The sequence below is a fragment of the Stenotrophomonas sp. FR010 genome, from assembly GCF_047520755.2.
GTDB classification, from domain to species: domain Bacteria; phylum Pseudomonadota; class Gammaproteobacteria; order Xanthomonadales; family Xanthomonadaceae; genus Stenotrophomonas; species Stenotrophomonas sepilia.
In genome coordinates this window covers 213,747-237,748 of the sequence record NZ_JAXBQT020000001.1, presented here as the reverse complement: position 1 = coordinate 237,748, position 24,002 = coordinate 213,747, and the positions used below count along the sequence as shown (strand labels likewise).

Here is a 24,002-nt window from a genome sequence, read left to right as displayed (position 1 = left end):
AGTGCTGTCCGGGAATCAGATGGGGAAAGGGGGATTCTGCAACATCGGCGCGGAAAGTGCGCCGGCCGGCAACAGGATGTCGGTCCGCGGCAGTCGAACCGGGTCGAATGCCCGTTGCGCAGCGTGCAGCAGCGCATCCCGGTCATCGGCGCCGTCCAGTGCGGCAGGGGCCTGGCCCAGCAGCTGCCAGAGCGCGCGCAGTACCGGCACCGGCCGTGTACTGTCCACCGGCAGCGACGCCAGCGACTTGGACAGTTTGTGGCCGGGGGCGTCGAGCAGCAGCGGCAGGTGCCAGTAGCGCGGCACGGCCAGGCCCAGCGCCTGCTGCAGCAGGATCTGCCGCGCGGTGGAATCGAGCAGATCGGCGCCGCGCACCACTTCGGTCACCCCCTGCGCGGCGTCATCGACCACCACCGCCAGCTGGTAGGCCCAGCAGCCGTCGGCACGGCGCAGCACGAAGTCGCCGACTTCGGCATGCACGTCCTGCTGCTGCGGGCCACGCAGGCCATCGTCGAAGTGCACGACGCTGCCCGGTGGCACGCGGAAGCGGACGGCAGGGTCCGGTCGCGGTTGCCGCGCAACGCAGCGGTGGTGGATGCCGCCGCTGGCAGCCAGTTCGCTGCGGCTGCAGTGGCAGATGAAGGCCTGGTCGCTGGCCAGCAGCACGTCCAGCGCGGCCTGGTAGGCCTCGCCTCGAGCGCTCTGCCACAGGACCGGGCCGTCGTGGACCAGGCCGAACGCAGCCAGTGCCTGCAGCTGTGACTGCGCGGCGCCGGGCACGGTACGCGGCGGGTCAACGTCTTCGATGCGCAGCCGCCACAGGCCGCCGTGGTGGCGGGCCAGCAGCCAGCTGCCGAAGGCGGCAAGCAGGGATCCGGGGTGGAGCAGGCCGGTCGGCGAGGGCGCGAAGCGGCCGCAGGGAACAATGGCGGTCATGCAGGCTGAATCGTCGGTCAGGTTGGCGCTTGAATTCAAGCTGAGCGCACCGCAAATTGACGGATATCGACCCCTTCCGAGCCGGATTTTCCCATGTTCACCCGTATTGCCCTGTTCCTGGCGACCAACCTCGCGGTCCTGATCCTGGCCGGCATCGTCATGTCGATCCTGGGCGTGGACGCGCGTTCGATGAGCGGCCTGCTGGTGATGGCCGGCATCTTCGGTTTCGGTGGCTCCTTCATCTCGCTGCTGCTGTCCAAGTGGATGGCCAAGCGCTCCACCGGTGCGGTGGTGATCACCGAGCCGCGCAACCAGACCGAGCGCTGGCTGCTGGCCACGGTCGAGCGCCAGGCCAAGGCCGCCGGCATCGGCATGCCGGAAGTGGCGGTCTATGACGGCCCGGAGATCAACGCCTTCGCCACCGGTGCCAACCGCAACAACGCGCTGGTGGCGGTGTCCACCGGCCTGCTGCACAACATGAGCGAAGACGAGGCTGAAGCCGTGCTGGGCCACGAGATCGCCCACGTCGCCAACGGTGACATGATCACCATGGCGCTGCTGCAGGGCGTGCTGAACACCTTCGTGATCGTGCTGGCCCGCGTGGTCGGCGGCATCATCGACAGCGCGCTGTCGGGCAACCGCGAAGGCGGCGGCCGTGGCTTCGCCTACTACATCATCGTGTTCGTGCTGGAGATGGTGTTTGGCCTGTTCGCCACGATGATCTCGATGTGGTTCTCGCGCCACCGCGAGTTCCGCGCCGATGCCGGCGGTGCCGCGCTGGCCGGTCGCCAGAAGATGATCGCCGCGCTGGAGCGCCTGCAGCTCAACCACGGCCAGAGCACGCTGCCGACCCAGATTGCCGCGTTCGGTATTGCCGGTTCGACGGCGAAGAAGCTGTTCATGAGCCATCCGCCGCTGGAAGAGCGCATTGCCGCGCTGCGGGCGTCGACGGTGGCGTAAGCTTCTGCTTTCAAGATAGTGCAGGAACGCCTGGCCTCGCGCCGGGCGTTTTTGTTTGCGCGCACGGAGAGTCATTTCCGCGACCGCGGAGGGGTGTCACTTTCTTTGCTCGTGCAAAGAAAGTAACCAAAGAAACACGCCGCCGGGGCGCGAGCCGATGCTGCGCATCGGTACCCTGTGCTCCTCGGCCCGTCGAGGGACGGTGCGGGAACTCGCTGCGCTCAGACACCGGCACCTCTTCGCCCTCGCCGGACCTGCGGTGCTCGGCTCGCTCAAGGCGGACCCAAGGTCAAATGCCACAGCTGCACCCAGTACATCTTCGCGACGGGTGGATGCTGTTGTTCTTGATCTTGATCTTCCAGTCCGCCTTGAGCGAGCCGAGCATCGCAGGCGAATCAGGGGCGAAGAGGCGCCGGTGTCTGAGCGCAGCGAGTTCGGCGCCGTCCCCTGATTCTCCGAGAAGCGCAGGGCACCGGCGCGCAGCGACGGCTCGCGGCTGGCGGAGCGTTTCTTTGGTTACTTTCTTTGCGCGCAAAGAAAGTGACACCCCCCGCGGTCGCGGAAACGAATCTCCGTGCGCACAAACGAAAACGGCACCCTCGCAGGCGCCGTCTCCATGAACCGCTTTACACGGAACCTCAGAACTTCGCGTCGAACTCCGCCGCGTAGCCAGTGTTCACCAGTACCTTCTGCAGCGACTCGGCCACCTTCAGGTTGCCGGCCACGATCTGGTGGGTCTCCGGGCCACGGTTGTCCATGCGGCCCAGGGTCGCGCCCTTGAAGTCACAGACCTTGCCGCCCGCCTCGCGGACCAGCAGCAGGCCGGCAGCGATGTCCCACGCCTTCACGCCGGCTTCGAAGTAGGCATCGGCACGGCCGCAGGCCACGTAGGCCAGGTCCAGTGCCGCCGAACCGGTGCGGCGGATGTCCTCACCGTGCACCAGCAGGGCGTCGACCGCCTTCAGCTGGGCGCTGGCGCGGCTGCGCTCGCGCGGGGCGAAACCGGTGTGGATCATCGTGCCTTCCAGATCCTTGCGGTCGGCCACGCGGATGCGGCGGTCGTTCAGCACGGCGCCGGCGCCACGGCTGGCGGTGAACAGTTCATTGCGCAGCGGGTCGAAGATGACCGCGTCGGTCGGCTCGCCGTTCTCGACCAGGGCGATCGACACGCAGTAGTGCGGCACGCCACGCAGGTAGTTGCTGGTGCCGTCCAGCGGGTCGATGACCCACATCTGGCGGCGCTCGCCCTGCACGCCACCTTCTTCGCCGAAGATGCCGTAGTCCGGGTAAGCGCGCTTGAGTTCCTTGACGATGACCTTTTCCGCGTCCGCATCCACTTCGCTGGCATAGTCCATCCGGCCCTTCTGCACCACGTTCAGTGCCTCGAGCTTGTTGATGTTGCGCAACAGGACGTTGCCGGCGAGGCGGGCGGCCTTGACCATGACGGTGACGGCGGGTTTCTGCATGGCGTGGGCTCCCGGAAAGGCAGAAGAGATGGACTGGCGGGGGAAAAGAGCGGGTCCGGCGCAGTGGCCGGCCGCACAGTTTACCATTGGTCATCGTCCAGCTCGACCTTTTCCCTGTTCATGTCCCAGTTTCCCGCCGCCACCCGCCTCCGATTCGTCCTGGTCGGTACCCAGCACCCCGGCAACATGGGGGCCGCCGCCCGTGCCCTGAAGACCATGGGCCTGGCCCGCCTGGTGCTGGTCGCCCCCGAGAAACCGCTGGACGAGGAGGCCTTCCGCCGCTCGGCCGGTGCCGAAGATGTGCTGGGGGACGCCCCGGTGGTCGCCACCCTGGCCGAGGCCGTGGCCGATTGCCGCCTGGTGCTGGGCTGCACCGCGCGTGCCCGCCGCGTGCAGCTGGAGGAGTACCTGCCGGCCGATGCCGCCGCTCGTGCGGTGGCCAAGGCGGGCGAGGGCGCCGAGGTGGCGCTGGTGTTCGGCCGTGAGCGCACTGGCCTGACCAACGAGGAGCTGCAGCTCTGCCACGCCGCAGTGCACATCCCGTCAGACCCGGCGTTCAGCTCGCTCAACCTGGCGGCCGCCGTACAGGTGCTGGCCTATGAAACGCGCATGCAGCTGCTGGGCGCGCAGCCGGCCCCCAATGCCGAGCCCGGCTTCCGCGAACAGGCAGCAAGCCATGAACAGATGGAGAGCTTCTTCGCCCAGCTCGGTGACACGCTGGACGAGATCGATTTCCACAAGGGCCGCGCCCCGGAGTCGGCGATGCGCAAGCTGCGCCGCCTGTTCCTGCGCAGCGAGCCGAGCGAGCAGGAAGTGCGCCTGTTGCGCGGCATCCTTGCCGACACCCAGCGGATGGCGCGGCTGGCACAGGCGGGCAACAAGGACAGCTGACGACGTTCTCATTTTTTCGGGTAGTCTGTCCGGATACCCAGGGGGGATGAAGCCTGTGTCGGGTCTGCGAAGGGCAGTGCAGAGGGGACTGCTGAGCCTGGTCATGATCCTGCTGGCCGGGACGGTGCATGCAGCACCGGACCCGGTGCTGGTGCTGGGCCGGATCAGCGATGATCCCAAGGCCCATTACGAGCAGCTGCAACCGTTGCTGGACTATGTAGTGGCACGCATGCACGACGTCGGCATCACCGAAGGGCGGATCCTGATGGCACGCGACCCGCAGCAGATGGCCAGCTATCTGCGGCGGGGGCGGGTCGACTGGGTCACGGAAACGTCGGGTACGGCGGTGGCACTGGGCCAGCGCAGTGGCGCGCGGCCGCTGCTGCTGACCGAGCGCAACGGCGTGCGTGAGTACCAGACCGTGTTCTTCGTGCGTCGCGACAGTCCGATCCAGCGGATCCAGGACCTGCGCGGGCATCGCCTGGCGCTGCAGAACACGGCGTCCACCAGTGCCTACCTGGTGCCGGTGATGACGCTGCTGCAGGAAGGGCTGGCGCCGCAGATCCTGGCCGGTGTGTGGGACGTGCCGGGCCGGGACAGCGTGGGGTACGTGTTCGCACGTAGCGAGTTGAACATCGCCACGTTCGTGCACAAGGGCATGGTCGAAGTGGGGGCGGTGAGCAGCGTGGACTGGAATGACGAGCGACGGATGCCTGCGGCATTCCGGCGCGACTTCCGCGAACTGCTGCGCACCGAACCCTACCCGCGGGCGGTGGAAATGGTTCGCGCCGACCTTGACCCGCGGGTGCGTGACCGGCTGCAGGACGTCCTGCTGCAGGCGGCCAGCGACCCGCAGGCACAGGGGGCGCTGCATCGGTTTTTCGGCACTTCCGGTTTCCACCGCGTCGATGCGCATGCGCAGCAGCGGCTGGATGAATTGAAACAAGGATTGACGCGCGTGCGGATGGAAGTGGAATGAAGTGGCTCGGCTCGGGAATGCAGGCCCGGTTCCTGCTGGCGATGGGCGGGGCGATGGTCGTGGTGGTGGCGATCCTGGCGGTGTTGCTGGGGCGGCAGGCAGCGATGCAGGGTGAGGTGCGCAACCTCAGTGGTGGCGTCATCCATGAACTGTTCGACCGCAGCGTGCGCAGCCGCGGCGAAGCAATGGCGCGCGAGCTGTCCGACGCGCTGGCCAACCCGCTGTACTACCGCGACCTGGCTCAGGTCGGTGCGCTGGTGCGCAACTCCGCACGGCAACCGGTCGTGCGCTATGTGCTGGTGTTCGACGAACGCGGCCGGCTGGTGCATGACGGCTCGATCGAGGTGTCCGGCTTCGGCCAGCCGATGACCGACCCGCTGGCCCCCAAGGCCGCGGTGGCGCAGGCACTGGTGGTGCAGGAATCGCCCAAGGTGCTCGACAACACCATGCCGATCATGGTCGGCAACCAGCGCATCGGCGGGGTCCGCGTCGGCATGGCGCTGGACGAGGTGCAGCAGCGCGAACAGGCCGCCAATGCCACGCTTGGCGAGCGCCTGCAGCAGGTCGGCAGCCGCCACCTGGGCTGGCTGCTGCTGATGCTGGGCCTGCTGGTGGTGATCGGCGTGGTGGTGATCCTGTACGTGCAGCGCACCCTGGTGGCGCCGATCCGGGACCTGGCCGCTGCGGCGCGCCGCATCGAAGCTGGCGACTACCAGGCGCCGCTGGCCGAGAACACCCGCGACGACGAGGTCGGCGAGCTGGTGCGCGGCTTCGCCCGAATGCGCGATGCCATCGCCCGGCATGACCGCGAGGTGCGGCGCATGGCCTATACCGATGCGCTGACCGGGCTGACCAACCGGCTGGCATTCCGGGAAGCGCTGGACCATCGCCTGATGGCCGCGCGCGCATCCAATCATCGGCTGGGCCTGCTGTTTGCCGATATCGACGATTTCAAGCGCGTCAACGACACCCTGGGCCATGAGGCCGGTGACGAAGCGCTGTTGCAGTTCGCGCAGCGCATCGGCAGTGCGGTTGCCGAGGCCGGTGGCGATGAAGCCCTGCTGGCCCGCTTTGGCGGCGACGAGTTCGTGATCCTGGTCGGTGATGGCGACGTGGCGGCCAACGCACGGCTGCTGGCCGAAGTGCTGGTGCGCGAGCTGGGCAAGCCGCTGGTGGTGCAGGGCCGGGAACTGTTCCTGGGCACTTCGATCGGCGTGACCCTGTTCCCGGACGATGCCGCTGATGCGACCACGCTGCTGAAGAACGGCGACATCGCCATGTACCAGGCCAAGATGGCCGGCAAGAACTGCTACCGCTATTACAGCCGTGCGATGGACCACGCGGTCGAGCGCCGCGTGCACATGGAGCAGGAGCTGCGCGGGGCCTGGGAGCGCGGCGAGCTGCGCCTGGCCTACCAGCCCATCTTCCGCATGCGCGACCGGCGCATGGTCGGCGTGGAAGTGCTGCTGCGCTGGCAGCATCCGACCCTGGGCACGATTCCGCCGTCGGTGTTCATCGAAGTGGCCGAGCAGAGCGGGCTGATCGAGCTCATCGGCCCGAAGGTGCTGCGTGCGGCCTGCATGGAAGCCTCGCAGTGGCCACGCGGGGCGGGCGGCGATGATCTGTTCGTGTCGGTGAATGTGTCGCCACGGCAGCTGCGCGGCGGTGAACTGCCGGCATTGGTCGCGCAGTGCCTGCACGAGTCCGGGCTGCCGGCGTCGCGCCTGCACCTGGAGTTGACCGAAACCGCGGTGATCGGCGACGAAATGGTTGCCGCGCAGCTGCTGGACAAGCTGCACCGCACCGGCGTGAAGGTCTGGCTGGACGATTTTGGCACCGGCTTCTCCGGTCTCAGCCATCTTCGCCAGGTACCGGTGGACGGCGTGAAGATCGACAAGAGCTTCGTGGCCGACATGCAGCGCGATCCCGACGATCTGGCGCTGACCACGGCGATCATCGCCATGGCCCACGCACTGGGCATCACCGTGGTGGCCGAGGGCATTGAGCAGCAGGCGCAGTTCGAACTGCTGGTGCAGCGCGGCTGCGATCTCGGCCAGGGCTACTGGCTGAGCCACCCGGTGACCGCCACCGAAGTGGTGCGGATGATCGAGTCGGGCCTCTGACCTGCTGCCGTTGTCCTGGGGTCAGATCCCTTTTCCGCAGGAAAAGGGATCTGACCCCGCCCCCGGATTACAGCGCGCGCTTGCTCGGGTCGCCGGGCAGTTCGCGCACCAGTTTCGGAATCAGATAGCCGGACAGGCGTGCGGTCAGGCCGGCAATCAGCGCCTTGGCCTGGGCATCGTCCACTTCGAAGTGGGCCACGCCTTCGACCCGGTCCAGCTGGTGCAGGTAGTAGGGCAGCACGCCGGCGGCGAAGCTGCGCTCGCTCAGGTCCTGCAGTGCCCGCACGCTGTCGTTGACCCCGCGCAGCAGTACCGCCTGGTTCAGCAGCTGGGCGCCGACGCCGCGCAGGCGGGCCATCGCCGCGTCCACGCTGGCGTCGAATTCATTGGCGTGATTGGCGTGGACCACGATCGCCAGCGGCCATGGCAGGCTGCCCAGCCAGCACACCAGTTCATCGTCCACGCGTTCCGGCAGCACGATCGGCAGCCGGGTATGGATGCGCAGGCGGCGGATATGCGGAATCGCGCGCAGGGCGTCGGTCAGCTCGACCAGCTTGTGCGTGGCCAGTGACAACGGGTCACCGCCGGACAGGATCACCTCGTCGATGTCCGGGTCGGCCGCGATGGCGGCTACGGCCTCCTGCCAGCCGCCCTTGGCAGCGTTTTCCGCGGCATAGTCGAAGTGGCGGCGGAAGCAGTAGCGGCAGTTGATCGCGCAGCTGCCGGTGGCGACCAGCAGAGCACGGCCACGGTACTTCTGGATCACCCCGGTAGCCTTCCTGGCGGCACCATCGCCCACCGCGTCGAAGCTGAACCCGGGCGCCGGGCGCATTTCCTCGCCGATCGGCAGCACCTGGCGCAGCAGCGGGTCGGCCGCATCGCCCACGCGCATGCGGGCCACGAAGCCCTCGGGCACGCGCAATGCGAACTGGTTCATGGCCGCCTCCGAGACACCCAGCGCCGCCGGGTCCAGCTGCAGCCGGGCCAGCAGGGCGTGCGGGTCGCGCAGCGCCTGGCGCCAGAGCTGCTGCCAGCGCGCGGGCGCGCCTGGCGACTGGGGCCGGGGGAAGGCGGAAAGCTGCATGGAGAGGGGGCCTGCGGTTATCATGGGGGCAGAAAAACAGTCGCCCACCGGCATCCGGTGGGCTTTCCATTCTAACGGCTCGCCGCACCCGCGGCGTTTCTGCCACTCAGGAGTTTACGCATGGCCAGCTACGGCATGAACGACGTCAAGAACGGGATGAAGATCCTGGTCAACAACCAACCGGCCGTCATCATCGACACCGAATACGTCAAGCCGGGCAAGGGCCAGGCCTTCACCCGCGTGAAGTACCGCCTGATCAAGGACGGGCGTACCCAGGAAGTGACCATGAAGTCGACCGACTCGCTGGATGCAGCCGACGTCGTCGATACCGACATGAACTTCATGTACAGCGACGGCGAATACTGGCACTTCATGGATCCGGAGTCCTTCGAGCAGGTCCAGGCCACCAAGGCCGGCATGGGCGGCGCCGAGAAGTGGCTGAAGGGCGAAGAGTCCTGCGTGGTCACCCTGTGGAATGGCGAGCCGATCTTCGTTCAGCCGCCGAACTTCGTCGAACTGAAGATCACCGAAACCGATCCGGGCGTCCGTGGCGACACCTCGGGCGGCGGCGGCAAGCCGGCCACCCTGGAAACCGGTGCCGTGGTCCGCGTGCCGCTGTTCGTCAACCAGGACGAAGTGATCCGTGTCGACACCCGTTCGGGCGAATACTCCGCACGCGTCAAATAAGGTTCCGGCGGTTGGCCGACCTCACTGTAGAGCCGAGCCCGCGCTCGGCTTTCCGGGCGCCGCCCGGACCCGTTGCTGGCGCCCATGGCGCCGCAGCGGACAGCCGCCGGGCATGGCCCGGCGCTACCGCCTCCCGCCAGGCCCTTCTCCAATAGCCAGTGAGCCCGCATGAGCGATAGCCCGCACCTCCCCGAAGCCTGCGACCTGCTCATCGAAGCCGGTCATGTCGTTCCCATCGAGCCGCATGCGGTGGTGCTGGAAGACCATGCCGTTGCCGTGCGTGGCAGCGAGATCGTGGCCATCCTGCCGCGTGCCGAGGCGCGCGCACGCTTCCGTGCCGCGCAGGTGGTCAGCCGCCCCGAGTCGGCGCTGATGCCGGGCCTGGTCAACGCGCACACGCACAACCCGATGACCCTGCTGCGCGGCGTCGCCGACGACCTGCCGCTGATGACCTGGCTGCAGCAGCACATCTGGCCGGTGGAAGCGGCGGTGATCGGCCCCGAGTTCGTCGCCGACGGCACCACCCTGGCCATCGCCGAGATGCTGCGCGGCGGCACCACCTGTGCCAACGAGAACTACTTCTTCGGCGACGTGCAGGCTGCGGTCTACAAGAAGCACGGTTTCCGCGCACTGGTTGGCGCGGTCATCATCGATTTCCCCACCGCCTGGGCCAGGACCGACGACGAATACTTCGCCAAGGCCGGTGAACTGCATGACCAGTGGCGCACCGATCCGCTGATCGGCACCGCGTTCGCGCCGCATGCGCCGTACACGGTCAACGATGCCAACTTCGAGCGGGTGCGGATGCTGTCCGACCAGCTCGACATGCAGGTGCACCTGCATACCCACGAGACCGCGCAGGAGATCAACGATTCGATCAAGCTGCACGGCCAGCGCCCGCTGGCGCGGCTGGATCGGCTCGGCCTGGTCAACGACCGCCTGATCGCGGTGCACATGACCCAGCTGACCGATGCGGAAATCCACCTGTGCGCCGAACGCGGCGTCAGCGTCGTGCATTGCCCCGAATCGAACCTGAAGCTGGCCTCCGGCTTCTGCCCGGCCTGCGCCCTGCAGCGCGCCGGCGTGAACCTGGCGATCGGCACCGATGGCTGCGCCAGCAACAACGACCTGGACATGTTCAGCGAGAACCGTACCGCAGCGATCCTGGCCAAGGCCGTGGCCGATGATGCCACCGCGCTGGACGCGGCGACCACGCTGCGCGCAGCGACGCTGGGCGGCGCCCGTGCGCTGGGCTTTGCTGACCGCATCGGTTCGATCGAAGTCGGCAAGCAGGCCGACCTGGTCTGCGTCGACCTGTCGGCGCTGGAAACCCAGCCGCTGCACAACGTGCTGTCGCAGCTGGTGTATGCCACCGGCCGCCAGCAGGTCAGCGACGTCTGGATCGCCGGCAAGCCGAAGCTGGTGCAGCGCGAGCTGGTCGGCATGGACCTGCCGGGCATCATCGCCAACGCGCGCCAGTGGCGCGAGCGCATCCGTCATATCCGCGCCTGATCCCTGGCGCCGCAAGGACCCCTCATGACTGCCCCTCACGCTTCCTCCAATTTCGATCAGGCCGAGCTGGACAAGTTCGCCGCGCTGGCCAACCGCTGGTGGGACGCTGACGGCCCGCAGAAGCCGCTGCATGCGCTGAACCCGGTGCGCCTGAAGTACGTGACCGACCGCGTGCCGTTGCGTGGCGCGCGCGTGCTCGACATCGGCTGCGGTGGCGGGCTGCTGAGCGAAGCACTGGCGCAGGCCGGCGCCGACGTCACCGCCATCGACCTGGCCCCGGAACTGGTGAAGGTCGCGCGCCTGCATGCGCTGGAAAGCGGCGCCAAGGTCGACTACCGCGTGCAGGCCGCCGAGGATCTGGCCGCCGAGCAGCCGGGAAGTTTCGACGTGGTCACCTGCATGGAAATGCTGGAGCACGTGCCAGACCCGGGCGCGATCATCGACGCCTGCAAGCGCCTGCTGAAGCCGGGCGGCCACCTGTTCCTGTCGACGATCAACCGCACCGCGGCCGCCTTCGCGGTGGCGATTGTCGGCGCCGAGTACGTGGCGCGGCTGCTGCCCAGGGGTACCCACCACTACCAGGAATTCATCAAGCCGGCCGAGCTGGCGCGCTGGCTGCGCGAGGCCGACCTGCAGCTGGTGGATGTCAGCGGCATGGCCTACGAGCCGTGGCGCAACCATGCCCGCCTGAGCAGCCGCACCGACATCAACTACCTGGCCTACGCGGTCAAGCCGGCATGACCTCCGCCCGCTTCCCGCGTGCGGTGCTGTTCGACCTGGATGGCACGTTGCTGGACAGCGCGCCGGACTTCGTCGCCACCTGCAATGCGATGCTGGCCGAGCGGGGCCGGGCAGCGATCGATCCGGCGCAGCTGCGGCCGGTGGTCTCCAAGGGCTCGCGCGCGATGGTCGGGACCGCTTTCCCGGACCTGGATGCCGCTGCGCGCGATGCATTGATCCCGGAATTCCTGCAGCGCTACGAAGCGCTGATCGGCCAGCACGCGGTGCTGTTCGACGGCGTGGCCGGCATGCTCGCCGCGCTGGATGAGGCCGGTACGGTATGGGGCATCGTCACCAACAAGCCGGAGTACCTGGCGCGCCTGATCCTGCCGCAGCATGGTTGGCAGCAGCGCTGCGCGGTGCTGGTCGGCGGTGACAGCCTGGCCGAGCGCAAGCCGCACCCGCTTCCACTGCTGCACGCTGCGCAGGCCATTGGCATGGCCGCCGAAGACTGCGTGTACGTGGGCGATGACGAGCGCGACATCATCGCTGCACGTGCTGCCGCGATGCCGTCGGTGGCGGCGCTGTGGGGCTACCGCCTGCACAGCGACGATCCGCTGGCCTGGCAGGCCGACGTGCTGGTCGAGAACGCTGAACTTCTGCAACTGGCCAGTCTCTGGCCGACCCGGCCGGCAGCCCCGGCCCAGCCGTAAGGAATCCCGTAGTGAGCAGTACCGCGCTGGACAGTTTCCTCGACAAGTGGCGCAGCCGTTGGCCGGAATGGTCGGTGGCCGCTCCGTTCGTGGCCGAACCGCAACGCGAGCTCGCAGTGGCGTGGTTTGCGCTGCTGCAGGAGTTTGACGACATGCTCAACACCAGCGGCGATCCGCTGCCGGCCGATGCCAAGCTGGCGTGGTGGGGCGAGGAACTGCGCAGCTGGGCAGGGCATCGTTCGCGCCATCCACTGGGCCGTCTGCTGGAGCCGGTGCGTGCGCCGTGGGTGCAACTGGCCGAAGCGCTGCCGGACCTCGTTGAAGCGCGTACTGTTGCGTTGGATGCAGCCGGTGCCGAGCGTGCGCTGGCCAATTACGCCGAGGCCGTGGCCGCAGTGGAAGCGGCCTTGTTTGCCGACAAGCCGCGCACCGGCGCCGGTCGTGCGGTGCAGCTGCAGACGCTGGCCCAGCGCCTGCAGGATGCCGGCGTAGCCGGTGTGCCGCGCAGCCTGTTGGATGAGGATTCCAGCACGGCCGCGCAGCGCTGGGCCCAGTACCTGCTGAAAGGATGGGGCAGCCGCGTGCCGGGCCCGCGCCCGCGGCGCGTGTGGTCGAGCCTGGCGCGCGCCCGCGTTGCCGCGCAGGCCGCAGGCAAGCCAATCGAAGCCACCCCGGTGCGCACGTTGCTGCGCGTGTGGTGGGCAGCGCGCGGTTGATCCCGCGCTCCGCCGGGCATGGCCCGGCGCTACCTCGCGCGGTTGATTGAATGCTGTCTGTACAGCCGAGCCCATGCTCGGCTCATCTCTGCGCGACAGCCGAGCGTGGGCTCGGCTCTACAACAGCGGCTCACCACCGCACCGGGCGATGGGCGTTACTTCCGCTCCAGCACCAGCAACGGGTCGATGCGGGTGTCGAACCAGTTCATGCCCCAGTGCAGGTGCGGGCCGGTGGCACGGCCGGTGGCGCCGACGGCAGCGATCACCTGGCCCTGCTCCACACGGTCGCCAACTTTTACGTCGATGCGCGAAAGGTGCAGGAAATTGGAGCTGACCCCGAAGCCGTGGTCGAGCAGCAGCGTGCCACCGGTCAGGTACAGGTCCGGACCGGCGAAGGTCACGATGCCGGCCGCCGGCGCCTTCACCGGGGTGCCGGTCGGCACCGCGATGTCCATGCCGGAGTGACCGGCCCCCGGCTGCCCGTTGTAGACGCGTGCATTGCCGAAGCGGCCGCTGATGCGGCCCTGTACCGGCCAGATGAAGGTCTGGGTGAAGTCGGTGCGGTCGTCATCGCGGGCACGTGCGGCGGTCACCTGCGCCTGTTCGCGCTTGATCCGCTCGGCGATCGCCGCCGGCGGATTGACCGTCTTCGGTGGCACCCCGTTGACCCGCTCGGTGGGCCAGTCACGCGGCGTCACCGCAATGGTCGCGGTCTCGCTGCCACCATCGGGGCGTTGCACCTGTACGCGCAGCGGACCCTTCTCGTCGCGGCCGATGCCGAACACCACGCTGCCGTAGCCGCTCACCCGCAGCTGGCGGCCGGCGTACTGCACGCGACTGCCTGCGGGCACCTTGCCGATCACCAGCGCGCCCTGCGAGGCACTGGCCGGGAACACCACGCGGCTGTCGATCAGGCTGCCGATGCCATCCTGCGCGTTGGCCGAAGATGTGCAGAGCAGGGGCGCGGCCAGCAGCAGCGCCCCGATCATCAGTGCCGAACGCATCAGCGGTCGTAGGTCATGCGCTGGCCGGCGGGCTCACCCACCAGCTTGCTGCCGTCCCACACCAGCTGGCCGTTGACCCAGGTGGAGGCGATGCGCGAGCGGAAAGTGGTGCCTTCGAACGGCGACCAGCCGCACTTGGACAGCACGTCCTCGCGCTTGACGGTGAACGGCACGTCCTCCACCAGCACCAGGTCGGCAAAGTAGCCTTCGCGCAGGAAGCCGCGTTCTTCCACGTCGAACAGCTGCGCCGGCGCATGTGCGAATTTCTGCACCACCTGCTCGCGGGTCAGCTTGCCTTCGTGCACCCGCTCCAGCGCGGCCACCAGCGCGTACTGCACCAGCGGCAGGCCCGACGGCGCCTGCGCGTAGGGCTTCTGCTTCTCTTCCCAGGTATGTGGCGCGTGGTCGGTGGCCAGCACGTCCAGCACGTCATCGGCCAAGGCAGCGGTGATTGCCTCGCGGTCGGACACTTCCTTGATCGCCGGGTTGCATTTGATCAGGTTGCCCTTGGTCGCGTAGTCCGGGCGCGCGAAGTGCAGGAAGTGCACGCAGGTTTCGGCGGTGATCTGCTTGCGGCTGCCATCGGCGCGGATCAGCGGGCCCTTCTCGAACAGCGCCAGCTCATCGGCGGTGGAGATGTGCAGTACGTGCAGGCGGGTGCCGTGCTTGCGTGCCAGCGACATTGCCAGGCGGGTCGACTTGATGCAGGCTTCGCGCGAACGGATGTCCGGGTGCATGTCCGGGGTCAGCGCATCGCCGTACTTTTCCTGGAAGGCCTTGAGGTTGGCATCGATCATCGGCGTGTCTTCGCAGTGCGTGATGATCGGGGTCGGGCATTCGCGGAAGATCGCGTCCAGCGTTTCCGGGTTGTCGACCAGCATGTTGCCGGTCGAAGCACCCATGAACACCTTCACGCCCGGGGCCTTCTTCGGGTCCAGGGCACGGATCGCGTCCAGGTTGTCATTGCTGGCACCGTGGTAGAAACCGTAGTTGGCCCAGGCGCGGCCGCGCGCGAGCTCGTACTTGGCTTCCAGGATGGTTGAATTCAGCGTCGGCGGGTTGGTGTTGGGCATGTCCATGAAGCTGGTCAGGCCACCGGCCACGGCGGCCGCCGATTCGCTGGCGATGTCGCCCTTGTGGGTCAGGCCCGGTTCGCGGAAGTGCACCTGGTCATCGATCATGCCGGGCAGCAGCCAGCGCCCGGCCGCGTCCACCACCTGCTCGCCGTCGCGCGGCGCGAGCCCGCTGCCGATCTGCGCGATGCGGCCGTTCTCGATGCGCAGGTCACCATCGAAGGTGCGGCCTTCGTTGACCATGCGGGCGTTGGTGATGAGGGTGGAGGACATGTCAGTGTTTTCCTGTGCAACGGCAAGAGGGGGCGTTGGGGGACTCGGGCACGGGATCGAAGCCGCCGGGATGGAACGGATGGCAGCGGCCCAGCCGGCGCGCAGCCAACCAGCTGCCGCGCAGCGGGCCGTGCCGCGAGATGGCGTCCATCGCGTATTCAGAACAGCTCGGCACGAAACGGCAGCGCGGCCCCAGCAGGGGGCTGATGAAGCGCTTGTAGAAGCGCAGCAGGGCAATGAGCAGGCGCGAGATCACCCAGTCATCTTATGCCAGTTGGCATGAAGGACGCATTTGTGCAGGATGGGGCGTTGGTCGCATGTCGCCGATGGCCTGCGACCGGTACCAGCACCGTCGGGTGCTGGCCAGGTTCCGTACCGCGCAAGGCGGTCCGTGTTCGTCGGACTGCCCTCCAGGGCGCCTTGGCTCCAGGACTGAATGGAGCAGGGTGCCGAGGTTGCTGCTGCGGGTCGGGTAGGCTATAAAGGCCCGCTTTCCCGGGCCCCGGGAAATCCAAGGAAGAGCGTTTCGTGGCTGCTAAAAAAACTGCAAAGAAGGCCGCAACGGCCGCCAAGAAAACCGCCAAGCCTGTTGTGAAGAAGTTGGCGGCAAAGCCCGTTGCCAAGAAGCCGGCCAGCAAGCCGGCGACCAAGGCAGCGTCCTCGCAACCGGCGGCCAGGAAGGCCACCGCAAAGAAAACGCCGGTCAAGGCAACCAAGCCGGTGGCGAAGAAGGCCGCTGCGCCCGCCAAGGCCAAGCCAGCCGCCGCCAGCAAGAAGGCGCCGGTGAAGAAGACCGTCAGCAAGGCCGCGCCAGTGAAGAAGGCCGCCGCCAAGCCGGTGGTCAAGAAGGCCGCCGCCAAGCCGGCGCCGAAGGCGGTGGTGAAGAAGGCTGCAGCCAAGCCGGTCGCCAAGCCCGTAGCAAAGAAGGTCGCTGCGGCTAAACCGGCCGCCACGCCCGCCGCTGTAAAGAAGGTTGCCAAGAACGTTGCCGCGCCGGCCGCAAAGCCGACCCCGGCCCCAGTAGTGAAGTCCGCACCGAAGCCTGCTGCCAAGCCGGCTCCGGCCAAGCCTGTCCCGGCCAAGACCGTGGCAGTGGCGGCAGCCCAGCCGGCCTCAACGCCGGCCCCGGCCGCCGCTCCTGTCGCTTCGAAGGCCCCGCAATCCAAGAATCCCGTGCCCGTTTCGAAATCGCCTGCCAAAACCGCCGTGAAATCCGATTCCGCCCCGAAGACCGTGTCGCGCCCTGTCGGCAAGGTTGCCGTGGCCGTCGCCGCCCGCTCGGCAGCACCGGCCCCGCGCAGCAAGTACAAGGTGGTCGAGTACAAGACCGACGAGGCCACCGGCCGCCCGATCCTGCCGGCTGGCTACAAGCCGTCCTCGGAAGAGGAATACATGAGCCCGCTGCAGCAGGAGTATTTCCGCCAGCGCCTGCAGAACTGGCGCGCGGACCTGGTGGAAGAGTCCAAGCAGACCATCGAGAATCTGCGCGAGGAAGTGCGTGACATCGGCGACGAAGCCGAGCGTGCGACCCGCGAGACCGAGAACTCGCTGGAACTGCGTACCCGCGACCGCTACCGCAAGCTGATCGGCAAGATCGACAGCACCCTGAAGCGCCTGGAAGCAGGTGACTACGGCTACTGCGTCGACACCGGCGAAGAAATCGGCCTGGAGCGCCTGGAAGCGCGCCTCACCGCAGAGCGCACCATCGACGCCCAGGAGCGTTGGGAGCACCTGCAGAAGCAGCAGGGCGACTGATTCCAGTTCGTTGTCTGGTCATGCGAAAAACCCGGCTTCGGCCGGGTTTTTTGTTGGGTTCGTGTTGGCTGCGTAGGGCGGCGCCTTGCGGGTATCGGCGTGAGCCTGCGGGTGGGTCCGGGCAGGACAGGCTGCAAGTACATCCCTGTAAGCTCGGCCGCGGCATCCATGCCGCGGACGGTCCTGCCCGGACCCTCCCGCAGGCTCTCGACGGTTTCCTGCGTGCGCGGCCGATGTAGAGCCGAGCCCACGCTCTGCTCAGGCCGACAGGAGCGGTCATGCGTGCTCGCGGCTGTTGAGTCCGCCTTGTAGCGAGCCGAGCACCGCAGGGGAATCAGGGGCGAAGAGGCGGCTCTATCCTGTAGAGCCGACTGCTAGTCGGCTGGCTCTCCGCGCCGTCCCCTGATTCACCGAGGAGCACAGGGCACCGGTGCGCAGCACCGGCTCGCGGATGGCGACGCGTATCTTTGGTTACTTTCTTTGCGCGCGCAAAGAAAGTTACACCCCACCGCGGTCGCGGAAAGAGCCCGCCGGGCATGGCCTGGCGCTACCGGTTCATGGGTGCACGGAAATGCGCAGCCGAGCATGGGCTCGGCTCTACAGGTTCACTGCAGGTCGCGAAGATTCAGTTTCCGCAGCGTTGGGTTCTTCCACGCGGTGATCCCGGCCACGCTCAGCACCGCGAATCCGCCCAGCACCACCGCCGGCACCAGGCCGAGCAGCTTCGCCATCGTGCCGGCATAGAACGCGCCCAGCTCGTTGGACGAACTGATGAAGATGCCGTTGATCGACGATACGCGACCGCGCATCTCTTCCGGCGTAGCCAACTGCAGGATGGTCGAGCGGATCACCACCGAGACACCATCGAACGCGCCGTAGAACAGCAGGATCAGCGCCGACAGCCAGAAATGCTGCGACAACCCGAAGCTGATCACGCACAGGCCGAAGCCGGCCACCGCGAACAGCAGGACGCGGCCGGCATTGCGCTGCAGCGGGTGGCGCGCCAGCCACAGGCCCACGCACACCGAGCCCAGCGCCGGCATCGCGCGCAGGATGCCCAGGCCTTCCGGGCCGTGGTGCAGGATCTCGTGCAGGAACGCCGGCAGCATCGCTACCACGCCGCCCAGCAGCACCGAGAACATGTCCAGCGCCATCGCGCCGACCATGATCCGGTTGCCGACCACGAAGCGCGCGCCTTCGGCGATGCTCTTGAAGATCGGTGCGGCCGGACCGGTATGCACCGGTTCTTCCACCTTCAGTGTGGCCAGGCAGGCCATCGCCACCAGCGCAAAGGCCGTAGCCACCGCGTAGGACAGACCCTTGCCACCGAAGCCGACCAGCACGCCACCCAGTGCCGGGCCGGCGATCATGCCGGCCTGGAACACCACCGCGCCCAGGCCGGCGCCACGGGCGAACTGGCCACGGGCCAGCACGCGGGCGAACAAGGCGTTGTAGATCGGCGACAGGAAGGCGCGGACCATGCCGGTCAGCGCGATGGCCGCATAGATCGGCCACACGCCGTCAATCGGCAGCCAGCCCATGGCTACGCTGGTCAATACCAGTGCAGTGGCGATCAGCCCGCAACAGGCGACCATGCCCAGCCGACGGCGCGGCAGGTGATCTACCAGGTAACCGGCGAACGGAGCCACGCAGAAGAACGGCACGACCTCGGCCAGGCCGATCAGGCCCAGCGAGAACGGATTGCGGGTGACTTCGTAGATGTGCCAGCCGACAGTGACCGCGACCACCTGGTAGGACAGCATCGCGAAGATGCGGTAGGCCAGCAGCCTGGCGAAACCGGGGCGGGACAGCAGGCCCAGTGCACTGTCTTCGGCTGTGGCGGGTTCGCTCACGACGGGTCGCGCTGCAGCTGCGCCTGCGCCGTCTCGCGGATGAAGGCCAGCATCGCCGCCACACCATTGCTGCGGGTGGGCGAGAGGTGGCGGGCCAGGCCGATGTCCTGGATGTAGCTCGGCTCGGTGTCCAGGATCTCCTGCGCCGAGCGCCCGGAGTACACGCGCAGCGCCAGGAAGATCAGGCCGGAGACAATCGCCGAATCGCTGATGGCATGGAAGCGCAGCGACTGCGCGTTGCCTTCCGGCACGATCCAGACCATCGACTGGCAGCCGAGCAGGCGATGCTCTTCGGTCTTCCATTCTTCCGGGAAGGGCGGCAGCTTGCGGCCGAGGTCGATCAGGTACTGGTAGCGCTCGGACCAGTCGCCGAAGAAGCCGAATTCCTCGGCGATGGCGGCCTGGGCCTCGGCGGCGGTGGGTTCAAGCGGGAACGGGGAGTCGGTCACAACAGTCTCTACGGTGGGGCGTGGCCGGCGGACCGGCCACGGGGCAGGGCAGGTCAGCTGCGCTTGCGCGACCAGCGAACGCCCTGCGGGGTGTCATCCAGCACGATGCCTTCGGCGGCCAGCTGGTCGCGGATGGCGTCGGCACGGGCGAAATCGCGTGCCTTCTTGGCCGCGGCGCGCTCGTCGATCAGGCCCTGGACGCGGGCATCGTCGTCCTCGTCGCCCGCTGCGGTGCCGAACCACTGCGCCGGGTCGGCCTGCAGCAGGCCCAGCACCAGGCCCGCACCGAGCAGCTCGCCCTTCAGGCGTGCCTGTTCGGCCGGGTCGGTGGCACGACGCGCGTCGGCGGCGATGCGGGCCACTTCGGCCAGCGCCTGGGGTGTGTTGAGATCGTCGTCCAGGGTCGCTTCGACGCTGGCGGGGATCACTGCCGTGGCCTCGATCGACGCCAGTTCGCGCAGGGTGCCGTACAGGCGGTCCAGGGTGCGCACCGATTGTTCGATCAGCGCATCAGACCAGTCCAGCGGCTGCCGGTAGTGGGCCGACAGCAGGGCCAGGCGCAGCGCCTCCGGCGGATGCTGGCGGACCAGGTCGTGTACGCGCTCGATGTTGCCCAGCGACTTGCTCATCTTGGCGCCGCCGAAGTTGAGCATGCCGTTGTGCAGCCAGAAACGGGCGAAGATCCTACCTCCGTGGGCGCATTCGCTCTGCGCGATCTCGTTCTCGTGGTGCGGGAACTGCAGGTCGACGCCGCCGGCGTGGATGTCGATGGTCTCGCCCAGGTGGGCTGCGGCCATCGCCGAGCATTCGATATGCCAGCCCGGACGACCCCGGCCCCACGGCGATTCCCAGCCGGGCAGGTCGTCGCTGGACGGCTTCCACAGCACGAAATCACCCGGGTCGCGCTTGTACGGGGCCACGTCGACACGGGCACCGGCCAGCATTTCTTCCGGGTCACGGCGCGAGAGCTTGCCGTAGCCGTTGAAGCTGGCGACCGCGAACAGTACGTGACCCTCGGCGGCGTAGGCATGACCATTGGCGATCAGCTGCTCGATCATGGTGATGATCTGCGGCATGTGCGCGGTCACCTCCGGCTCGATGTCCGGCGGCACCACGCCCAGCGCGGCCATGTCTTCACGGTAGGCGGCGGCGAACTTGCCGGTGATGGTGCTGATCGGTACGCCCTGCTCGCGCGCGGCGGTGTTGATCTTGTCGTCCACGTCGGTGATGTTGCGGGCGTAGCGCAGCGCGCCGAAACGGCGCCGCAGCAGATCGGCCAGCACCCCGAACACCACTGGGCCACGGGCGTTGCCGATGTGCACGTAGTTGTAGACCGTGGGGCCGCACACATACAGGGTCGGACAGGCCGGGTCGAGCGGAATGAACGGTTCGAGCTGGCGAGTCAGGTTGTTGTGCAGGCGCAGGGTCATGGGGCTGTGGCTGGGGGACAAGCCTGTGATTTTAGAACGTGTCGGCCCCCTTTGGGGGCACTGGCTGCCACCGGTGGACGCCGGGTCCATCCAGGGTGGGGTGGGCAGGAGCAGCGTGGACGGGTAATGTTCAGCCCCTTGCGCTCGCCACTGCCTACACTATTGCCGTGTCCTTGCTCCCGTCGCCAATGAAATCCACCGCGTTGCTGACCCTGGCCTGCCTGTCGGCGCTGCCCGCCGTGGTGCTGGCCCAGGAGGCCGAGCCCCGCAACCGGGTGGTGATCGTGGAGAACGTGAAGTTCGACTACGCCCAGGTGCTGAACGTCGAGCCGGTGTTCCAGACCCTGCGCGCGACCCGCACTGAGGAGCACTGCGAGCCGGTGTCGACACGGACCCTGGCCCCGGTGAACGTGACCGGCGAGGAGCCGGTCGAGGACAAGGGCCGGATCAGCCGCTTCTGGGATTCGGTGCGCTCGATGTTCAAGCGCAGCGACGAGGAGCCCTCCGAAGAGGCCGGCCCCGAAACGCCGGCCCCAGCGCCTGCCAACAATGGCCCGATGCTGACCCGCGACTGCCGCATCGTGCCGGTGGGGCGTGAATTCCGCCGGCCCATCGCCTACGACGTGGACTACGTCTACAAGGGCACCAAGTATCGGTCGCGGCTGCCGGAAGACCCGGGCAACCGGCTCAAGATCCGGGTGTCGATCACCCCCTGGGTCGGTCCGGAGCAGGGCGCCGCCGGCAATCCCTGATTCTGCGACCCCGGCCCCTTGCGCCGGTCACGGCCGCATGCAAAGATATTCGGCCATGAAGCTCACCGACTTCCAGCACGACAGCAGCGCAGCCCGACAGGCGTCGGGCATGACCTCGCGTGCGCGTCGACCGGAACCCCACATTCTCGCTGGGTAACCGGAGCTTTTTGCTGTTCGTCCGAAAAAAACCCAGCCCGCCGGCTGGGTTTTTTCGTTTCCGCCTTCTGAAAGCTGCAACTGCAACCTTTTCGTTTCACCTTTGCTTCCTGTTTTCCCTTCCACCGCGTCGAACCCGGCGCCGCCACGCAAGGAAAGATGATGTCCCCCAAGCACTTCCTGAACACCCAGGACTGGAGCCGCAGTGATCTCGACGCGCTGCTGACCCAGGCCGCGCTGTTCAAGCGCAACAAGCTCGGCGACCAGCTCAAGGGCAAGTCGATCGCGCTGGTGTTCTTCAACCCGTCCATGCGTACCCGCACCAGCTTCGAACTGGGCGCATTCCAGCTCGGTGCCCACGCGGTGGTGCTGCAGCCGGGCAAGGATGCGTGGCCGATCGAGTTCAACCTCGGCACGGTGATGGACGGCGATACCGAAGAGCACATCGCTGAGGTGGCCAAGGTGCTGGGCCGTTACTGCGACATCATCGCCGTGCGCGCGTTCCCCAAGTTCATCGACTGGGCCTACGACCGCCAGGACATCGTCCTCAACAGCTTCGCCAAGTACTCGCCGGTGCCGGTCATCAACATGGAGACCATCACCCATCCGTGCCAGGAGCTGGCCCACATCATGGCCCTGCAGGAGCACTTCGGCACCCAGGACCTGCGCGGCAAGAAGTACGTGCTGACCTGGACCTACCACCCCAAGCCGCTGAACACTGCCGTGGCCAACTCGGCGCTGACCATCGCCACCCGCATGGGCATGGACGTGACCCTGCTGTGCCCGACCGCCGACTACATCCTCGACGAGCGCTACATGGGCTGGGCCGAGCAGAACGTGGCCGAGAGCGGCGGTTCGCTGAAGATCAGCCATGACATCGACAGCGCCTACGCCGGCGCCGACGTGGTCTACGCCAAGAGCTGGGGTGCGCTGCCGTTCTTCGGCAACTGGGAACCGGAAAAGCCGATCCGCGACCAGTTCAAGCACTTCATCGTGGACGAGCGGAAGATGGCGCTGACCAACAACGGGGTGTTCAGCCACTGCCTGCCGCTGCGCCGCAACGTGAAAGCCACCGATGCGGTGATGGATTCGCCGCAGTGCATCGCCATCAACGAAGCCGAGAACCGCCTGCACGTGCAGAAGGCGATCATGGCCGCCGTTGCCGGGCGCTGATTTTTTCCGATTCAATCATTTCCGCCGGGCACGGCCCGGCGCTACCAGGACATACCCTCCCCATGAGCAACAAAGACGTCGTTCTCGCCTTCTCCGGCGGCCTGGATACCAGCTTCTGCGTGCCCTACCTGCAGGAGCGTGGCTACAACGTGCACACCGTGTTCGCCGACACCGGCGGCGTGGATGATGAAGAGCGCGATTTCATCGAGAAGCGTGCCGCCGAGCTGGGCGTGACCAGCCACGTCACCGTCAATGGTGGCCCGGCCATCTGGGAAGGCTTCGTCAAGCCGTTCGTGTGGGCCGGCGAAGGCTACCAGGGCCAGTACCCGCTGCTGGTTTCGGACCGCTACCTGATCGTCGATGCCGCGCTGAAGCGTGCTGTCGAGCTGGGTACCCACATCATCGCCCACGGCTGCACCGGCATGGGCAACGACCAAGTCCGCTTCGACCTGGCTGTGAAGGCACTGGGCGACTACCAGATCATCGCGCCGATCCGCGAGATCCAGAAGGAACACACCCAGACCCGCGCCTACGAGCAGAAGTACCTGGAAGAGCGCGGCTTCGGCGTGCGCGCCAAGCAGCAGGCCTACACCATCAACGAGAACCTGCTGGGCGTGACCATGTCCGGCGGTGAGATCGACCGTTGGGAAGCCCCGGGTGAAGGCGCGCGTGGCTGGTGCTCGCCGCGCAGCGAATGGCCGGAACAGGCGCTGACCGTGACCCTGAAGTTCGTTGAAGGCGAAGCCGTGGAACTGGACGGCAAGGCGCTGCCGGGCGACCAGATCCTGGCCCAGCTCAACAAGCTGTTCGCCCCATATGGCGTTGGCCGCGGCGTCTACACCGGCGACACCGTGATCGGCCTCAAGGGTCGCATCGTGTTCGAGGCCCCGGGCCTGGTTTCGCTGCTGGCCGCGCACCGCGCGCTGGAAGATGCCGTGCTGACCAAACAGCAGAACCGCTTCAAGCCGGACGTCGCACGCAAGTGGGTGGAGCTGGTGTACGAAGGCTTCTACCACGACCCGCTGAAGACCGACATCGAGGCCTTCCTGAAGTCCTCGCAGGCCAAGGTCAACGGCGAAGTGGTGCTGGAAACCCGCGGTGGCCGCGTCGACGCGGTGGCGGTGAAGTCGCCGCATCTGCTCAACACCAAGGGCGCCACCTACGCACAGTCGGCCGACTGGGGCGTGGAAGAGGCTGAAGGCTTCATCAAGCTGTTCGGCATGAGTTCGACTGTCTATGCGCAGGTCAATCGCGGTTGACCTGTGACGGGGGCGCCGGCCGCTGGCCGGCGCCTCCC

At 67.4% G+C, this 24,002-nt stretch carries 22 protein-coding genes; 13 read left to right on the top strand and 9 right to left on the bottom strand.

The window, feature by feature from the left end:
• Positions 1-15: 15 nt before the first annotated feature.
• Entirely contained in the window at positions 16-936 is a 921-nt protein-coding gene (gluQRS, locus tag ACM0PK_RS01085) for a tRNA glutamyl-Q(34) synthetase GluQRS (protein WP_414608024.1), read from the bottom strand.
• Between the two features lie 93 nt (positions 937-1,029).
• Here gluQRS and htpX point away from each other — a divergent pair, with 93 nt between their 5' ends.
• Positions 1,030-1,896 carry a protease HtpX gene (htpX, locus tag ACM0PK_RS01080; protein WP_061478057.1) on the top strand — a complete coding sequence of 289 codons (867 nt, stop codon included), beginning with the start codon at positions 1,030-1,032 and terminating at the stop codon, positions 1,894-1,896.
• A 638-nt stretch (positions 1,897-2,534) separates the two neighbouring features.
• Here htpX and ACM0PK_RS01075 read toward each other — a convergent pair.
• Positions 2,535-3,362 carry an inositol monophosphatase family protein gene (locus ACM0PK_RS01075; RefSeq protein WP_005417749.1) on the bottom strand — a complete coding sequence of 276 codons (828 nt, stop codon included), beginning with the start codon at positions 3,360-3,362 and terminating at the stop codon, positions 2,535-2,537.
• Between the two features lie 120 nt (positions 3,363-3,482).
• Here ACM0PK_RS01075 and ACM0PK_RS01070 point away from each other — a divergent pair, with 120 nt between their 5' ends.
• The 3 genes from ACM0PK_RS01070 to ACM0PK_RS01060 all read left to right on the top strand — a co-directional run bounded on the left by ACM0PK_RS01070 (position 3,483) and on the right by ACM0PK_RS01060 (position 7,355).
• Positions 3,483-4,253 carry an RNA methyltransferase gene (locus ACM0PK_RS01070; RefSeq protein WP_061478056.1) on the top strand — a complete coding sequence of 257 codons (771 nt, stop codon included), beginning with the start codon at positions 3,483-3,485 and terminating at the stop codon, positions 4,251-4,253.
• 103 nt (positions 4,254-4,356) lie between these two features.
• Positions 4,357-5,232: a phosphate/phosphite/phosphonate ABC transporter substrate-binding protein gene (locus ACM0PK_RS01065; RefSeq protein ID WP_229298570.1), complete on the top strand. Its 876-nt coding sequence runs from the start codon at positions 4,357-4,359 to the stop codon at positions 5,230-5,232.
• A complete protein-coding gene (locus ACM0PK_RS01060) occupies positions 5,229-7,355 on the top strand; it encodes a putative bifunctional diguanylate cyclase/phosphodiesterase (RefSeq protein ID WP_061478054.1) in 2,127 nt (708 codons plus the stop codon). Before ACM0PK_RS01065 ends, ACM0PK_RS01060 begins: the two co-directional genes overlap by 4 nt.
• 67 nt (positions 7,356-7,422) lie before the next feature.
• Here ACM0PK_RS01060 and epmB read toward each other — a convergent pair whose 3' ends face one another.
• Positions 7,423-8,439: an EF-P beta-lysylation protein EpmB gene (epmB, locus tag ACM0PK_RS01055; protein ID WP_181452472.1), complete on the bottom strand. Its 1,017-nt coding sequence runs from the start codon at positions 8,437-8,439 to the stop codon at positions 7,423-7,425.
• 120 nt (positions 8,440-8,559) lie between these two features.
• On the opposite strand from epmB, the gene efp reads away from it, so the two are divergent.
• The 5 genes from efp (at position 8,560) to ACM0PK_RS01030 (ending at position 12,787) form a co-directional block, all read left to right on the top strand.
• Positions 8,560-9,126, top strand: coding sequence for an elongation factor P (gene efp, locus ACM0PK_RS01050; RefSeq protein ID WP_005410381.1), 567 nt, complete (start codon positions 8,560-8,562; stop codon positions 9,124-9,126).
• Positions 9,127-9,294: 168 nt separating this feature from the next.
• Complete coding sequence (locus ACM0PK_RS01045) at positions 9,295-10,638, top strand: TRZ/ATZ family hydrolase (RefSeq protein WP_053500540.1); 1,344 nt, start codon at positions 9,295-9,297, stop codon at positions 10,636-10,638.
• Between the two features lie 24 nt (positions 10,639-10,662).
• Positions 10,663-11,379, top strand: a complete 717-nt coding sequence (ubiG, locus tag ACM0PK_RS01040; protein WP_061478052.1) for a bifunctional 2-polyprenyl-6-hydroxyphenol methylase/3-demethylubiquinol 3-O-methyltransferase UbiG — start codon at positions 10,663-10,665, stop codon at positions 11,377-11,379.
• Positions 11,376-12,071, top strand: a complete 696-nt coding sequence (locus ACM0PK_RS01035; RefSeq protein ID WP_061478051.1) for a phosphoglycolate phosphatase — start codon at positions 11,376-11,378, stop codon at positions 12,069-12,071. Before ubiG ends, ACM0PK_RS01035 begins: the two co-directional genes overlap by 4 nt.
• An 11-nt stretch (positions 12,072-12,082) precedes the next feature.
• Complete coding sequence (locus ACM0PK_RS01030) at positions 12,083-12,787, top strand: squalene/phytoene synthase family protein (protein ID WP_061478050.1); 705 nt, start codon at positions 12,083-12,085, stop codon at positions 12,785-12,787.
• 155 nt (positions 12,788-12,942) lie between these two features.
• On the opposite strand, the gene ACM0PK_RS01025 is transcribed toward ACM0PK_RS01030, so the two are convergent.
• Genes ACM0PK_RS01025 through yidD form a run of 3 tightly spaced genes read right to left on the bottom strand, consistent with a single transcriptional unit; the run spans position 12,943 to position 15,393 of the window.
• Positions 12,943-13,791: a M23 family metallopeptidase gene (locus tag ACM0PK_RS01025; protein ID WP_072168400.1), complete on the bottom strand. Its 849-nt coding sequence runs from the start codon at positions 13,789-13,791 to the stop codon at positions 12,943-12,945.
• Positions 13,791-15,137, bottom strand: coding sequence for a dihydroorotase (locus tag ACM0PK_RS01020; RefSeq protein WP_414607935.1), 1,347 nt, complete (start codon positions 15,135-15,137; stop codon positions 13,791-13,793). The genes ACM0PK_RS01025 and ACM0PK_RS01020 overlap by 1 nt, the downstream gene beginning before the upstream one ends.
• A 1-nt stretch (position 15,138) precedes the next feature.
• Positions 15,139-15,393 (bottom strand): membrane protein insertion efficiency factor YidD, encoded by a 255-nt coding sequence (gene yidD, locus ACM0PK_RS01015; RefSeq protein WP_014037867.1) that lies wholly within the window; start codon positions 15,391-15,393, stop codon positions 15,139-15,141.
• Positions 15,394-15,665: 272 nt separating this feature from the next.
• Between yidD and dksA the strand changes: the two genes are divergently transcribed.
• On the top strand, positions 15,666-16,892 hold the full coding sequence (gene dksA, locus ACM0PK_RS01010; protein ID WP_072168399.1) for an RNA polymerase-binding protein DksA: 1,227 nt from the start codon (positions 15,666-15,668) through the stop codon (positions 16,890-16,892).
• Positions 16,893-17,497: 605 nt separating this feature from the next.
• Here the strand turns inward: dksA and ACM0PK_RS01005 are convergent.
• From ACM0PK_RS01005 to cysS, 3 genes are read right to left on the bottom strand one after another with little or no spacing between them, the layout of a single operon-like run.
• Positions 17,498-18,745 carry an MFS transporter gene (locus tag ACM0PK_RS01005; RefSeq protein WP_111200723.1) on the bottom strand — a complete coding sequence of 416 codons (1,248 nt, stop codon included), beginning with the start codon at positions 18,743-18,745 and terminating at the stop codon, positions 17,498-17,500.
• Complete coding sequence (locus tag ACM0PK_RS01000) at positions 18,742-19,194, bottom strand: SufE family protein (RefSeq protein ID WP_061478045.1); 453 nt, start codon at positions 19,192-19,194, stop codon at positions 18,742-18,744. The genes ACM0PK_RS01005 and ACM0PK_RS01000 overlap by 4 nt, the downstream gene beginning before the upstream one ends.
• Before the next feature lie 53 nt (positions 19,195-19,247).
• Positions 19,248-20,624 (bottom strand): cysteine--tRNA ligase, encoded by a 1,377-nt coding sequence (cysS, locus tag ACM0PK_RS00995; RefSeq protein ID WP_111200724.1) that lies wholly within the window; start codon positions 20,622-20,624, stop codon positions 19,248-19,250.
• Between the two features lie 188 nt (positions 20,625-20,812).
• On the opposite strand from cysS, the gene ACM0PK_RS00990 reads away from it, so the two are divergent.
• From ACM0PK_RS00990 to ACM0PK_RS00980, 3 genes are all read left to right on the top strand, one after another.
• A complete protein-coding gene (locus tag ACM0PK_RS00990; RefSeq protein ID WP_111176208.1) occupies positions 20,813-21,376 on the top strand; it encodes a glycine zipper 2TM domain-containing protein in 564 nt (187 codons plus the stop codon).
• A 318-nt stretch (positions 21,377-21,694) separates the two neighbouring features.
• Complete coding sequence (locus ACM0PK_RS00985) at positions 21,695-22,705, top strand: N-acetylornithine carbamoyltransferase (protein ID WP_069139794.1); 1,011 nt, start codon at positions 21,695-21,697, stop codon at positions 22,703-22,705.
• 62 nt (positions 22,706-22,767) lie between these two features.
• Complete coding sequence (locus ACM0PK_RS00980) at positions 22,768-23,964, top strand: argininosuccinate synthase (RefSeq protein WP_414607934.1); 1,197 nt, start codon at positions 22,768-22,770, stop codon at positions 23,962-23,964.
• Positions 23,965-24,002: the final 38 nt, after the last annotated feature.